The organism is uncultured Arthrobacter sp. (assembly GCF_947493765.1).
Lineage (GTDB): Bacteria > Actinomycetota > Actinomycetes > Actinomycetales > Micrococcaceae > Arthrobacter_D.
The window spans coordinates 43,749-56,179 of sequence record NZ_CANLSZ010000006.1 but is presented as its reverse complement, the minus strand read 5'-3'; the positions used below and the strand labels follow the sequence as shown (position 1 = coordinate 56,179).

Here is a 12,431-nt window from a genome sequence, read left to right as displayed (position 1 = left end):
CGTGCTCACCGACGTCGTCATGTCGATCCTGCTGATCGGTGGGGCCCTCATGTCCCTCGCGGCCGGGATCGGGCTGGTCCGCTTCCCGGATCTGCTCTCCCGGATGCACGCGGCCACGAAGCCGCAGGTCCTCGGGCTCCTGCTGTTCCTCCTGGCGCTCGCCCTCGAGACCGGGAGCTGGCCGCTGATCCCGCTGCTGGTGCTGTGCTGGTTCTTCCAGCTGCTCACCACTCCGGTCTCGGCGCACATGGTGGGCAGAGCCGGGTACCGCACGAGGCACCTCCGGCAGGATCTGCTCACCATCGACGAGCTGGACGACGTCGTCGCCTGCGCCGTGGTCGAGGTGGACCGGGACGATCCGGCCCACGAGGCCGAGGGCGTGGACGGGCGGCAGGACGCCGATCGTCGCGACGTCCCCGACCACTGACGGGGCGGTTCAGCCGGCGCTCGTGCTGAGGGTGCCGGGGCCGCGGGTGGTCGTCAGCGCCGTCCGGAAAGGGCCGACCATCGCGTCCGGCGGGGCGATTGCCGCGACGAACCCGTCGGGCCTGACGAGGTAGGCCGTGCCGGGCCGGAGCCGGGTGGAACCGGGTGAGCCGAATGCGTGGAGGGGGAGTCCCAGCTCTCGGGCGCCGGCTGCGGCTCGGCGACCGGTCGCCTCGTCCGCCGCGTACAGGTGCACCTGCCACGCGGCGGAGCGCAGCACCTCGAAGTTCCCTCCGGTCCAGGGCAACCTGCGGCCCAGGACGGGATCGCGGCGCCGCGGGCGCCGCCTGCCTCCGGCCGGGCGCCGTGATCCTCGCGTCGGCGCTCCGGCTGCCTCCATGGGGTAGCGGATCCGGATCCGGCCCAGGTAGCCCGCGAGCCGGCGACCCAGCGGGATGCGCGGCAGGATCGCGACGGCGAGCGGCAGGACCACGCGCGGGACGTACCGGCGGACCAGGAGCGCCGGCGCCGACCCCGAGGTGATGCCGCGGAACAGCCGATCGGTCGTGGCCAGGAGCCGCAGCGCGACGGGCCGGCGTTCCGCCTCGTACCGGTCGAGGGCGAAGGCCAGGTTGTGGGCGTCCTGCAGCCCCGTGTTCATGCCCTGCGCGCCCACCGGGGAGTGGACGTGTGCTGCGTCGCCGGCCAGCAGTACCGGGCCGTCGCGGAAGTGCCCGGCGATCCTGTGGTGGACCCGGTAGGTGGAGAACCACCGCTGGTCCGCGTAGGTGACGCCGAAGGTGTCCCGCAGCCGTTCGCGCGCATGCTCCGCCGTGACGGCGGATCCGTCATCACCGGAGGCGAGGCCGATCAGGCGCTGGCCGGCGCGTCCGGCGGCATCGGGGCGCATGGGAAAAGCCAGGAGGAACTCGGCGACGCCCTGGCGGATGTTCACGGAGGCGGGGGCGAGGCCGTCCACTCCCACGGCGTCCACGAGGTAGAACGTCTGGCGGCTGGTCGTGCCCTCGAAGGCGATGCCTCGGAGGGTACGGACCGTCGAGGACGCGCCGTCGCAGCCGACCACGAAGCGCGCGTGGACGGTGGCCTGGCCCTCGGGCCCCTCGATCCTGGCCGTCACGCCGTCGGACGTCTCGAGCCGGACCAGGCGGTGCCGCCAGCGCACCGTGCCCCCGAGGCTCCGCAGGTGATCGGCGAGAATCCGCTCGTTGGCACTCTGTTCGAGGACGTACAGGCCGGGGTAGGGGGTGATGCCCCGGCCCAGCGCGGTCAGCGGAACGGGAGCGAAGGCCCTGCGACCGAAGCCCTGCCGCATCGACTCGGCCCTGACGGCCTCGTCCAGCACTCGGTCGATCACGCCGAGCTGGTCGTAGATCTCCATGGAGCGCGACTGCACCCCGAGTGCGCGGGACTCGATGGTGGGACCGTCCTTGCCGTCGATGAGCACCAAGCGGACACCGAGTCGCACCAGCCAGTTGGCCAGCATCAGGCCGGTGGGTCCGGCGCCGACGACGAGGACGTCCACCCGTTCCTCCCCGCGCCTGTCCACCGTGCCGCCGCCGTCAGCGCTCGAGGATGGTGCAGACGCAGGCCCGATTGCCCTCCGCGTCCGCCAGCACTGTGAAGGAGGGGGCCTCGGAGTCCTCGACGATCCTGCCGCCGGCGGCGACGGCGGCGTCGATGCGTGCGTCCGCGACGTCGTGCGGCACCCACACGTCGAGGTGGAACCGCTGGCGCGGGGTCTCGTGCCGATCGGTGTGCTGGAACCACAGGAGCGGAACCCGCCCGGTCGGGTCCACGACGTCGTCGCCGTCCACCGCGTGCGCGTCCCCGGTGAGCAGGGCGGCCCAGAACGGGCCGATGGCCGTCGCGTCGCCGGTGTCCAGGGCCAGTTCCACGACGGTCGGGGCCGTCGGATCGGCGCCGATGCCCCGCTCGGCGGCCAGGAGGCTGATCTTCCGGGCCAACTCCAGGTCGCGGGTCGTGACGCCGCCCGCGTCGTGGCTGAGGAGCTTGACGTCCACGTGCGGGTAGGTCAGCACGAGGTCGGGGTGGTGATCGGCGTCCTCCGCCAGGTCGCCGATGGCTGCGACCAGGGCGAGACCGGTGGCGAAGTCACGGGTCAGGAAGCGGGCGTGGAGCGCCTGCGCGAGTTTCCGCCAGTCCGCCAGACCGGCGTCGAGGATCTGGTGCGTGTCGAGGATGCCCATGCCGCCAGTATCGTCGCGCTCCTGCGCGAAGGAAAGAGCCGCTGTGGGTCCTACGGCGTTCCATCACGTGCCGCCGCACGATCCGGTCGGGAGCGCCCCCGCCGGCAGCCCGCCCCGTGCCCGGGAGCAAGCGGCTCCCCGAGACGAAGGACTCAGTGCGCCGGTCTACGATCCGGTGCGATACTGCGAGGATGCCTCCGCTGAAGATGCCACGCCGGGCCGCACTCGCCGAACGCCTCGACGGCGGGCTCAAGGGTCGACTGCGAGCTGTGGTCACCGATCCCCAACTCCTCCTGGGCGTCAAGGCCGCGCTCGCCGCGGCCATCGCGTGGCTCATCGCCATCGCCCTGCCCGGCACCCCGTCGGAGTACCCCTACTACGCGCCGCTCGGCGCGCTGCTGGCCATGTATCCCACGGTGGCGGGAACCCTGACGCAGGGCCTGCAGACGGTGGCGGGTCTGACCATCGGCATCATCCTGGCCTATCTCGCCGTATGGGCAGGGGACCCGAACTGGCTCACGATCGCGTTCGTCGTCGGCGCGGGTGTGCTGCTCGGAGGGAAGCTCAAGCGAACTGCAGGAGGTGGAACGGGCATCGCCTCCGCCGGATTGTTCGTCCTCGTGATCGGCAACGAGAATCTGGGCTACTCTCTGGGCTATCTGGTGCAGACGGTCATCGGCGTGGGCGTGGGCCTCGCCGTCAGTGGGCTCATCTTCCCGCCACTGAACTTCAACGACGCCGTCGGCCAGATGAGCACGCTCCGCAGGATGGCGGCCCAGGATCTCCAGGAGCTGGGGCAGGCCCTCGAGGAGGACTGGACCGAGGACGATCCTCGCTGGGCCAAGCGCAGGGACGATCTGATGCGGTCGGCCCGGAATGCGCGCGACGCCCTGCAGTACGCCGACGAGAGCCGCAAGGGCAACGTGCGCTGGCGGTTCCATCCACGCGACGTCGACCGGGACTACTACCACGTGGAGGTCCTCGAGGTGGTGGCGTCCCACACGCTGAACATCACCAACATGCTCCAGGACGCGCTCCACGGCACGGTCCGTGAGCGCCCCATGCCGGACGAGGTGCGGCCGGTCCTGCAGGACGCCTTCACCGCCGTCGGCCGGGTGCTCGATCTCTGGACCGTGGAGGAGTCGGACGGCGGCATGTTCCAGGCCGCCGAGCAGAGCCTGCGCGAACTCGAGCAGGCAGCCTACGAGACCGTGTCACGGGACATCCCGTTCGGGGCGGCGGCGGCCATCGGCATGAGCCTGCACCGCATCCTCCAGTCCGTCGTGCCGGATCTGCGGATCGAGTCATCGGAGGGCTGACGGTTCGAGGTGTGGCGCGGCCCGCCGGTGGAGCGAACGGGCCGGGCCGCGCACGGGGACCGGTCAGCGATCGACGACGGGCTGCTGCAGTTCGGTGACCCAGTCCTGCTGATTCTCCGACTCGGCTCGGACGTACAGCTCACGGCAGGGGCCGTCGTGCTCGTAGCCGTTCTCGATCAGCCAACGGTGCAGTGCTTGCCAGGACTCCTGGATCGAGCTCATCGGCCCGAGATGCACCCCGCAGACAGCCGTCGCGGAGGGGAGGTCGACGACGTCAAGGCCCGGCAGCGCGCGGCCGTCGTAGGCGTAGCCCACTGCCACCTCCATGCCGGCTTCCACCTCGGAGTACGTTGCCAGCGCGGTGGCAAGGCTGCCGTCCACCTTGTTGAGCTCCGACTGCACGCGGTCGAACATGGGTCCGATCCACCGGCCGAGCGTCGTCGGATCCAGGGTGTCCGTCAGCGCCGCCAGCCGTACCGACGGGATCTGCTTCACCACATAGTCTGCGGACATGTCGTTCTCCTTCTCGATCATCCGGAGCCTCGACTCGACGGCCGCCAGCCGGATGCCGGCAGCCCGCTGTTCGTGTTCGAGCTCAGTGCGGCGCAAGCGCAGCATGCCACGCAGCTCCTCCGCCTCGACGAGGTCCGTCATGATCCGGCCCACCTCCTCGAGGCTGAGACCAAGATTCTTCAGCGCCACGATGCGATTGAGCACGAACAGCTGCTCGGGCGAGTACGAGCGATAGCTGGTGGAGCAGTCAACGTTGTCGGGCCTGAGCAACCCGATTTGGTCGTAGTGCCGCAGCATCCGCACCGATACCTGCCCGAGCCGTGCAAAGTCTCCGATCAACATGGATCGAGTCTCCTGCCTCACACTGTGTCAGGGTCAATGGCTCCGAATCGTCCGATTCTCCTGATTCTGCGCCACGACAGCCACGACAGAAGAAGGGCGCCCTTCCGGGCGCCCTTCCCCACTCAGCGCGGGCTCAGGTCAGGTCGCGCGACTTCGCGAAGCGCTCGATCGCCTGCTGGGTGGTGCGGTTGGTGAGCACCTGGATCGTGGTGCTCACGGCACCGGAGACGATGGCGAACACGAGGGCGGAGCGCAGCGAGTTCTCCAGCCCGTCCTTGTTCTTCGGCGTCGATTCGCCGGTGACCTTCTGCCAGACGATGTCCACGATCTTGGTCCCGATCCATCCGGCACCGACGCTCAGGCCCGCTCCGAGCAACTTGAATATAACGTTCATGGTTTCTCCTTCTGATCCGACGATTCTGCGTCAAGCCTAGTTGCACCACACGGGACGGGCGCGCCCACGGGTCCGCGGTGTAGGCTCGATGACGTTCCAACAACTTACGACAGGGGAGCGCAGATCCGCACCGCGGATCGGGCGCTGAGAGTGCGGCAGAGCCGCAGACCCTCGAACCTGCTCCGGTTAGTACCGGCGAAGGGAGTCGAGTTCTCGGAGTGCACGGACACCATCGGCGTCCCGGCACTCCCCCCTCCTGGATCCCAGGAGGAAGATCATCATGGCATCATCACCAGCAGTGCACTCGACGGCCCGGGGCGCGGGCCAGTGGCGCGTCGTCGACATCGTGGTGGCCTCGGTCATCGCGGTGGCGGTCGGCGTCGTCTTCGTCGGATGGAATGTCGGCTACAACGGCATCAGCGTGATCACAGCGGGTTTCCCGCCCCTCGCCGGCCTGTACACCGGGGGCTGGCTCATCGCCGGCGTACTCGGCGGTCTCATCATCCGCAAGCCCGGAGCCGCGATCTACTGCGAGATCCTCGCCGCAGCGGTGTCCGCGCTCATCGGCTCGCAGTTCGGTATCAGCGTGCTGCTCTCCGGCGCCATCCAGGGCGTCGGTGCGGAACTGGTCTTCCTGCTGTTCCTCTACCGCAGGTGGACCCTGCCGGTAGCGCTCCTCGCGGGGCTCGGCGCGGGCCTGGCCCTCGCGATCAGCGAGAACATCCTCTACAACGCCCTGTGGACGTTCGAGTTCAAGCTCATGTACGCGGTGTTCGCCGCCGTCTCGGGCATCGTCATCGCCGGACTGGTGTCCTGGCTGGCGATGCGGGGCCTCGCGAGGACAGGGGCGCTGTCCTCCTTCGCCGCAGGACGCACGGCCGACGTATGACACCGGAAGGCGTTCCCCCGCGGGGCGCCGTGCACGTCAGCGCCCACGGGTGGGGCTGGCGCCACGCGGGGCGGAGAGCCTTCGCGGCGCGTCACCTCGAGCTGGAGATCACGCCGGGCGAGCGTGTGCTGCTCCTCGGCGCCTCCGGCGCGGGGAAGTCGACGGTGCTGCACGGCCTCGCCGGCGTGCTCGGCACGCAGGACGAGGGCGAGCAGGAGGGTGAACTGCTGCTCGACGGCGCCCACCCGGCCTCCGTCCGGGGCCGGGCCGGGCTGGTGCTGCAGGATCCCGAGACGCAGGTGGTCCTCGCCCGTGTGGGCGACGAGGTCGCCTTCGCCGCGGAGAATCTCTCGGTACCGCGGGAGGAGATCTGGCAGCGGGTGGGCCGAGCGCTCGACGACGTGGGCCTGGCCCTGCCGCTCGACCACCCCACCACCGCGCTTTCCGGCGGGCAGAAGCAGCGGCTCGCGCTCGCCTCCGTCCTCGCGATGGAGCCGGGACTCCTCCTGCTCGACGAGCCCACCGCGAACCTCGACCCGGACGGCGTGCTCGAGGTGCGCGACGCCGTGGTCCGGGTCCTCGAGCGCACCGGGGCGACCCTCGTGGTCGTCGAGCACCGCGTGGCCGTGTGGGCCGACGTCGTGGACCGCGTGGTCGTACTCGACGCCGACGGCGGGATCCTGGCCGACGGTCCACCCGGTACGGTGCTCGTGCAAGAGACCACGCGCACCCGACTCGCCGACGCCGGCGTGTGGATCCCCGGGTGGCGGCCGCCCGTCGGCGGCACCCTGCCGTCCCCCGGATCGGGGCCGACCCTCCTGTCGGCACGCGAGCTCGCGGTCGCGCGGACCAAACGCGGGCCGGCCGCCGTCGAGGACCTCGCGATCGACATTCGGGCGGGGGAGGCCCTCGGCATCACGGGGCCGAACGGCGCGGGAAAATCGACCGCGGCCCTGACGCTCGGCGGACTGCTCCGCCCGCGCGCCGGGACGCTCCTGGCACAGCCGAGTCTCGCCGGGACGGCCGGCAGCACTCCCCACCGCTGGCGCTCGCCGCAACTCGTGCAGCGCATCGGCACCGTCTTCCAGGAACCCGAGCACCAGTTCCTGACGGCGAGCGTCGCCGACGAGCTGGAGTTCGGACCGCGCAGGGTCAGTGGCACCGTCGACACCGCACGCATCGCGGAGCTGGCCGAACGGCTGCGGCTCACGCACCTGCTGCAGGCCAATCCCTTCACGCTCTCGGGTGGTGAGAAGCGGAGACTGTCCGTCGCAACGATGCTCGCCACCGCACCGCGTCTGCTGATCCTCGACGAACCGACCTTCGGGCAGGACGCCCTCACCTGGGCCGAGCTCGTGACGCTGCTGCGGGAACTGGTCGACGACGGCGTCGCCGTGCTGTCCGTGACGCACGACGCCGACTTCAGCGACGCGCTGGGCGGCGCCACCCTGCACATCTCCGGTGGGGCGGGACGGCTGGTGTCCCGGTGAGCAGCTCGTACCTGACACCGGTCCTCACGGGAAGGACACTCCTGCGGGCCAATCCCGTCTCGAAGCTGTTCGCCGCCGTCGTGATCACCGTGGCGCTCATGTCGAGCATCGACTGGGTGAGTGCCACCGTGGTGCTCGGCTGCGAGCTCGCCCTCATGCCGCTGCTGGGCATCAGCGTGTGGGGACTCCTCCGGCGCATCTGGCCCCTGCTGATCGCCGCGGTCCTGGGTGCCTACGGTACGGCCCTGCTCGCCGAGAAGACCGGGGACGTACTGCTCGCCGTCGGGCCCGTCGTCTTCACCGAGGGGTCAGTCGCCGCGGGTATCGCCGTCGGTCTCCGGGCCCTGGCGCTCGCGCTGCCGGGCATCTTCATCCTCCTGACCACGGACCCGACGGATCTGGCCGACGCGCTCGCGCAGAAGCTGCATCTGCCGCACCGCTTCGTGCTCGGCGGACTCGCGTCCCTGCGGCTCGTGGGACTGCTCGTGGAGCAGTGGGAGACGCTCGGGCTGGCCCGGCACGCGCGGGGAATCGGCTCCGACGGGTCCGTCGTGGCGCGGACGCGGAATCTGCTGGGGCAGTCCTTCGGGCTGATCGTGCAGGCCATCCGCCGCGCCACTCGCCTGGCCACGGCGATGGAGGCGCGCGGCTTCGGCGGAGGGACGCGAACCTGGGCGAGGTCGAGTACCTATTCGGCGCTCGACGCCGTGATCGCCGTCGTCGGGCTCCTCGTCGCCGCCGGTGCGTTGACGGCTGCGGTCCTGGCCGGGACCTGGAACTTCATCCTGTCCTGAGCCGCGTTCCCGATCGTGGTGCAGCTCCGGTCGGTGCTCATCCGGGGGACTTCGACGCCCACCATGGAGTGTCGGCCGGTGCGGCGCCGGTTGGTGGTGTCGATCCGGGGACTTCGACGCCCACGACAGCGTGTCGGCGGACGACACGCCGTGTGAACAGGGCTGACGTCGGCCGAAGTCCCCGGCCGCGAACCGTCACCGACCCCGGAGCCGGAACCGTCACCGATCCCGGAGCCGGAACGGCCACCGACCCCGGAAGCGGCCCCTGCAGTCAGAGCACGTCCGAGAGGAACGAGCGCAGCCGCGGTGTCTGCGGATCGTCGAACAGTGCCGCGGGCGGGCCGGTCTCCACGACGACGCCGCCGTCCATGAAGGTGACGGTGTCGGAGACGTTGCGGCAGAACCCCATCTCGTGGGTCACCACCACCATGGTCATGCCCGCCGTGGCGAGATCGGCCATGAGGGCCAGGACGCCCTTGACCAGTTCCGGGTCGAGGGCCGAGGTGGCCTCGTCGAAGAACATCACCTCCGGGTCCATCGCCAGGGCCCGGGCGATCGCCACGCGCTGCTGCTGCCCGCCGGAGAGATCACCCGGGCGGGCCTCGGCCTTGTGCTTGAGCCCCACGAGATCGAGCTGGGAGAGAGCGGCTTCCCGGGCCTCCCCGGCGGGCATCCCCCGGAGTTTGCGCAGCGCCAGCGAGACGTTCTCCACCACGGTCTTGTGCGGGAAGAGGTTGAACTGCTGGAACACCATGCCGATCCGCCGACGCAGTTCGTCCGGGTTGTCCCTGAGCACCGACCGGCCGTCGAGCAGGATGTCGCCGCGGTCCGGTTCGATGAGACGGTTCAGTACCCGCAGGAGCGTCGACTTACCGGACCCGGACGGGCCGATGACGGACGCCGTCGTGCCGCGCTCCACGTGCAGGTCGATGCCGCGCAGCACGCGGTTGGCGCCGAAGGACAGGTGCAGGTCCTTGCCGGTCAGGGATCCCGACTCGATGGTGGCGGTCATGTTCTGGCTCCTTGCGCGACCGGGGCGGCCAGGTCGTCCGGTTCGGGCTTCTGCCTGGCACCCACGCGCAGTCTGGTGTCGATGAAGTTCACCAGATGTGTCAGCGGGATGGTGAGGCAGAGATAGAAGATACCCGCGGCGATCAGGGGGGACAGGTTGCCGGTGTTGCTCGCCGCGTCGTTGCCCACCCGGAAGAGCTCGCGCTCACTGGCGACGAGACCGATGAAGTAGACCAGCGAGGACTCCTTGATGAGGGAGATGAACTGGTTCACCAGCGCCGGCAGCACACGCCGCACGCCCTGGGGGATCACCACGAGCTGCATGGACGAGCTGTAGCTGAAGCCCAGCGCCCGCGAGGCCTCGAGCTGCCCCTTCTCCACGCTCTGGATACCCGAGCGGAAGATCTCGCCGATGTACGCCGAGGCGATCAGCGACAGGGCGAGGATGCCCAGGGGGTACGGGCTGGTGCTGCCCGTCAGCTCGCGGAGGACCGGGCCCAGACCCAGACCGATGAGCAGGATGATCACGACGGCGGGCAGCCCGCGGAAGATGTCCGTGTAGGTTCGCGCGAGCCACCGCAGCGCCCGGTTGCGTGAGATCCCCATGACGGCCAGGATCATGCCGGCCACGGTCCCGATGATGCCGGAGGCCAGGGCGAGCATGATGGTGTTCGGCAGCCCGACGGTCAGGAGGTCCGGCAGGACGGCCACCATCGCCTGCCAGTCGAAGAAGGTCTTGCCGAGTTGTTCGAGGGCGTCCATGCAGAGCGGCTACTTGACGTCCACGGCTTTGCTGCCGGGCTTCCAGTCGGTGGGCAGCTCGCGGTCCGGGTACCACTCCTCGGTCAGCTCGGTCCACGTGCCGTCGGCGATGACTGCGTCGAGGCCGGCGTTGAGGGCGTCGATGAGCGGCTGGTTGTCGCTGTTCACGGCGTACGCGGTGAAGTTCTCGGTGTTGATGATGGTCTCGGCGATCGTGGTGCCGTCACCCTCCTTCACTTGACCCGTGGCCTGCTGCGACGGAGCCACCCAGGCGTCGATCTGGCCGTTCTTCACATTGGCGAAGACCGTGTTGTAGTCCGGGAAGCGCACGGGCTCCAGGCTTAGGGTGTTGGAGACGTAGTCGTCCTGGACCGTGCCCTGAACCACGCCGACACGGGTGTCCTCGGACAGGGAGTCGAAGCCCGTCACTGCGGAGTCCTCCTTGGCGACGACGGCCATGTAGCCGAAGTCGTAGCCATTGGTGAAGCCCACGTTCTCCCGGCGCTCCGCCGTCGTGGAGATGGAGGAGGAGCCGACGTCGAACTGCTGGTTCTGCACCTGTGCCAGGAGCGCCGAGAAGTCGGTGGAGGCGAATTCGACCTCGAGGCCGAGCTTGTCACCGATGGCGCGGAGCAGCTCGTTGTCGTAGCCCGTGAAGACGCCGTCCTCCAGGAAGATGTTGGGGGGCGCGTCCGAGAGGGTGCCGACGCGCAGCGTGCCGTCGGTGATGAGGTCGAGCTCCGCGGTGTCGATCTCGTCGAGGGGCGTGGTCTGCTCGGTGGTGTACTGATCGAGCGACTGCTGGTCGCTCCCGGCGAGGGCGTCGGTGTTCGAGGCCGGTTCGCTGTCGGAGCTTCCGCAGGAGACCGTCAGGGCGAGGAGGGGAACGGCGAAGGCCGCGAGGAGGGTACGGGACAGGATCATGGAGTCCTTCTTCGAGGATGGCCCGGATACGGGCATGCTGAGAGGCGGGGGAATTGCCGGATGACGGCAGACAGAGGGGACTGCTGGGCTGACACGCTCGCTGTTCTGGGCCAGGTGAGGCGGCGGCCAGGGCACCCATGAGCTTGGGGCAGGACCGCACGACACCGTACTTGCCAACCGGGGGACTTGACCCGGCGGCCGAATCTTCACCTGGAGCACCCCACTACGGGAGAGGGTTGCTGTCCAGCCGGCCAGGGCCTATGGCTGGAACTCTTGATTACAGGAAGACGCTAGGGCAGGAGCGGCCCCGCGGTCAAAACACGAGGTCCGACGGCGGACGCCGGACGTAACAGAAGGACTCGTGGGATTTCCGGGGCTAGATGAAACGATCCACGAGGTCGGTCAGCTCGGCCGTCAGCGTCGCCGAGGTGCGCAAATCCTGACCGTCGAGGGAGATCACGGGTGCGAGGAGCCGGATGCTGGAGATCAACCAGACGGCGTCGGCCTCGTGGAGGTGGTGCGGTTCGAGCGGGCCGTAGCCCAGCTCCCATCCCTGCTCCTTCGCTGCTGCGAAGAGCGCGCTCTGCGAGGTGCCGGCCAGGATCCCGCTCTCGAGCTGCGGGGTGATGAGGGTCTTCTGTCCGTCGCGATCGTGGGCGAGGAGCACGGTCGAGGTGGGGCCCTCGAGGACCTTGCCGTCGGAGGAGGTGAAGATGACGTCGTCGGCCCCGTGCGCCTTGGCGTAGCGCACCGCCGCCATGTTCACGGCGTAGGAGAGGGTCTTGGCGCCCATGAGGAGCCAGGGTGCGCGCTGGGCCACGGTGCTGTCGTACCCGCGTTCGAGCAGCAGGACACGCAGGCCCGCCTCGCGTTGCGCCAGCGTGGCGGCGGGGACGGGACTCACCTGCACCCACGCCGTCGCGTGTTCGGCACCCTCGACGCCGCGCGTGGCCAGCAGTTTGACGACGGCGCTGCTCCGGTCCGGTCCCGCAGCCGTGAACTCGCGCAGGCCGGTACTGATGGCGCGGCGCCAGGCGTCGGCGTCGGGCACCGTCAGCGCCAGGGCGGCAGCCGACGACGCGAGCCGCGCGAGGTGGGCCTCCAGCTTCCGCGGAGCGCCGGCGACGGCGAGAAGGGACTCGAAGACGCCGTCACCGCGGGTGGCTCCCAGATCGGTGGCCATGAGTTGCGGCTGGGAGGCGTCGACGATCCTGCCGTCGTCGTGGGCCTGATCGAGGAACACCAGTACAGTCATGGGGCACAGCGTAGCGGGTGGCCGCGACCGTCGGAGGAACGGTCCTCCCGTCGACGGTGCGGCGCGAACCCCGCGCCACTGCAG

13 protein-coding genes and 2 riboswitches are annotated in these 12,431 nt (G+C 69.8%); of the genes, 5 read left to right on the top strand and 8 right to left on the bottom strand.

Annotated features, from left to right (window positions below; all coding sequences use genetic code 11):
- Position 1: 1 nt before the first annotated feature.
- Positions 2–427 (top strand): monovalent cation/H(+) antiporter subunit G, encoded by a 426-nt coding sequence (gene mnhG, locus Q0747_RS10260; protein ID WP_298254280.1) that lies wholly within the window; start codon positions 2–4, stop codon positions 425–427.
- 9 nt (positions 428–436) lie between these two features.
- On the opposite strand, the gene Q0747_RS10255 is transcribed toward mnhG, so the two are convergent.
- Complete coding sequence (locus tag Q0747_RS10255) at positions 437–1,969, bottom strand: FAD-dependent monooxygenase (RefSeq protein ID WP_298254278.1); 1,533 nt, start codon at positions 1,967–1,969, stop codon at positions 437–439.
- A 37-nt stretch (positions 1,970–2,006) separates the two neighbouring features.
- Entirely contained in the window at positions 2,007–2,654 is a 648-nt protein-coding gene (locus Q0747_RS10250) for a 4a-hydroxytetrahydrobiopterin dehydratase (protein WP_298254276.1), read from the bottom strand.
- Between the two features lie 191 nt (positions 2,655–2,845).
- Between Q0747_RS10250 and Q0747_RS10245 the strand changes: the two genes are divergently transcribed.
- Positions 2,846–3,973: an aromatic acid exporter family protein gene (locus Q0747_RS10245; RefSeq protein WP_298254274.1), complete on the top strand. Its 1,128-nt coding sequence runs from the start codon at positions 2,846–2,848 to the stop codon at positions 3,971–3,973.
- Positions 3,974–4,036: 63 nt separating this feature from the next.
- Here Q0747_RS10245 and Q0747_RS10240 read toward each other — a convergent pair whose 3' ends face one another.
- Positions 4,037–4,828 carry a MerR family transcriptional regulator gene (locus Q0747_RS10240; RefSeq protein ID WP_298254272.1) on the bottom strand — a complete coding sequence of 264 codons (792 nt, stop codon included), beginning with the start codon at positions 4,826–4,828 and terminating at the stop codon, positions 4,037–4,039.
- A gap of 133 nt (positions 4,829–4,961) precedes the next feature.
- Entirely contained in the window at positions 4,962–5,222 is a 261-nt protein-coding gene (locus Q0747_RS10235) for a DUF4235 domain-containing protein (protein ID WP_298254270.1), read from the bottom strand.
- A 101-nt stretch (positions 5,223–5,323) separates the two neighbouring features.
- Positions 5,324–5,443: riboswitch (TPP riboswitch) on the top strand.
- A 59-nt stretch (positions 5,444–5,502) separates the two neighbouring features.
- Here Q0747_RS10235 and Q0747_RS10230 point away from each other — a divergent pair.
- From Q0747_RS10230 to Q0747_RS10220, 3 genes are read left to right on the top strand one after another with little or no spacing between them, the layout of a single operon-like run.
- Entirely contained in the window at positions 5,503–6,111 is a 609-nt protein-coding gene (locus tag Q0747_RS10230; RefSeq protein ID WP_298254268.1) for an ECF transporter S component, read from the top strand.
- A complete protein-coding gene (locus tag Q0747_RS10225; protein ID WP_298254266.1) occupies positions 6,108–7,601 on the top strand; it encodes an ABC transporter ATP-binding protein in 1,494 nt (497 codons plus the stop codon). The genes Q0747_RS10230 and Q0747_RS10225 overlap by 4 nt, the downstream gene beginning before the upstream one ends.
- Positions 7,598–8,395, top strand: a complete 798-nt coding sequence (locus Q0747_RS10220; protein ID WP_298254264.1) for an energy-coupling factor transporter transmembrane protein EcfT — start codon at positions 7,598–7,600, stop codon at positions 8,393–8,395. Before Q0747_RS10225 ends, Q0747_RS10220 begins: the two co-directional genes overlap by 4 nt.
- A 271-nt stretch (positions 8,396–8,666) precedes the next feature.
- On the opposite strand, the gene Q0747_RS10215 is transcribed toward Q0747_RS10220, so the two are convergent.
- The 4 genes from Q0747_RS10215 to Q0747_RS10200 form a co-directional block, all read right to left on the bottom strand.
- Entirely contained in the window at positions 8,667–9,407 is a 741-nt protein-coding gene (locus tag Q0747_RS10215; protein ID WP_298254262.1) for an amino acid ABC transporter ATP-binding protein, read from the bottom strand.
- Positions 9,404–10,168, bottom strand: coding sequence for an amino acid ABC transporter permease (locus Q0747_RS10210; protein WP_298254260.1), 765 nt, complete (start codon positions 10,166–10,168; stop codon positions 9,404–9,406). Before Q0747_RS10210 ends, Q0747_RS10215 begins: the two co-directional genes overlap by 4 nt.
- Positions 10,169–10,177: 9 nt before the next feature.
- Positions 10,178–11,092 (bottom strand): ABC transporter substrate-binding protein, encoded by a 915-nt coding sequence (locus tag Q0747_RS10205; protein ID WP_298254258.1) that lies wholly within the window; start codon positions 11,090–11,092, stop codon positions 10,178–10,180.
- Between the two features lie 161 nt (positions 11,093–11,253).
- Positions 11,254–11,371, bottom strand: a riboswitch (SAM riboswitch).
- Between the two features lie 97 nt (positions 11,372–11,468).
- Positions 11,469–12,347 (bottom strand): aminodeoxychorismate lyase, encoded by an 879-nt coding sequence (locus tag Q0747_RS10200; protein ID WP_298254256.1) that lies wholly within the window; start codon positions 12,345–12,347, stop codon positions 11,469–11,471.
- Positions 12,348–12,431: the final 84 nt, after the last annotated feature.

Coding starts and splice junctions, on each gene's coding strand:
- Q0747_RS10250 (WP_298254276.1), bottom strand. CDS start 2,654: ATGGGCATCCTCGACACGCACCAGATCCTCGACGCCGGTCTGGCGGAC.
- Q0747_RS10205 (WP_298254258.1), bottom strand. CDS start 11,092: ATGATCCTGTCCCGTACCCTCCTCGCGGCCTTCGCCGTTCCCCTCCTC.
- Q0747_RS10210 (WP_298254260.1), bottom strand. CDS start 10,168: ATGGACGCCCTCGAACAACTCGGCAAGACCTTCTTCGACTGGCAGGCG.
- Q0747_RS10200 (WP_298254256.1), bottom strand. CDS start 12,347: ATGACTGTACTGGTGTTCCTCGATCAGGCCCACGACGACGGCAGGATC.
- Q0747_RS10240 (WP_298254272.1), bottom strand. CDS start 4,828: ATGTTGATCGGAGACTTTGCACGGCTCGGGCAGGTATCGGTGCGGATG.
- Q0747_RS10230 (WP_298254268.1), top strand. CDS start 5,503: ATGGCATCATCACCAGCAGTGCACTCGACGGCCCGGGGCGCGGGCCAG.
- Q0747_RS10235 (WP_298254270.1), bottom strand. CDS start 5,222: ATGAACGTTATATTCAAGTTGCTCGGAGCGGGCCTGAGCGTCGGTGCC.
- Q0747_RS10215 (WP_298254262.1), bottom strand. CDS start 9,407: ATGACCGCCACCATCGAGTCGGGATCCCTGACCGGCAAGGACCTGCAC.
- Q0747_RS10225 (WP_298254266.1), top strand. CDS start 6,108: ATGACACCGGAAGGCGTTCCCCCGCGGGGCGCCGTGCACGTCAGCGCC.
- Q0747_RS10245 (WP_298254274.1), top strand. CDS start 2,846: ATGCCTCCGCTGAAGATGCCACGCCGGGCCGCACTCGCCGAACGCCTC.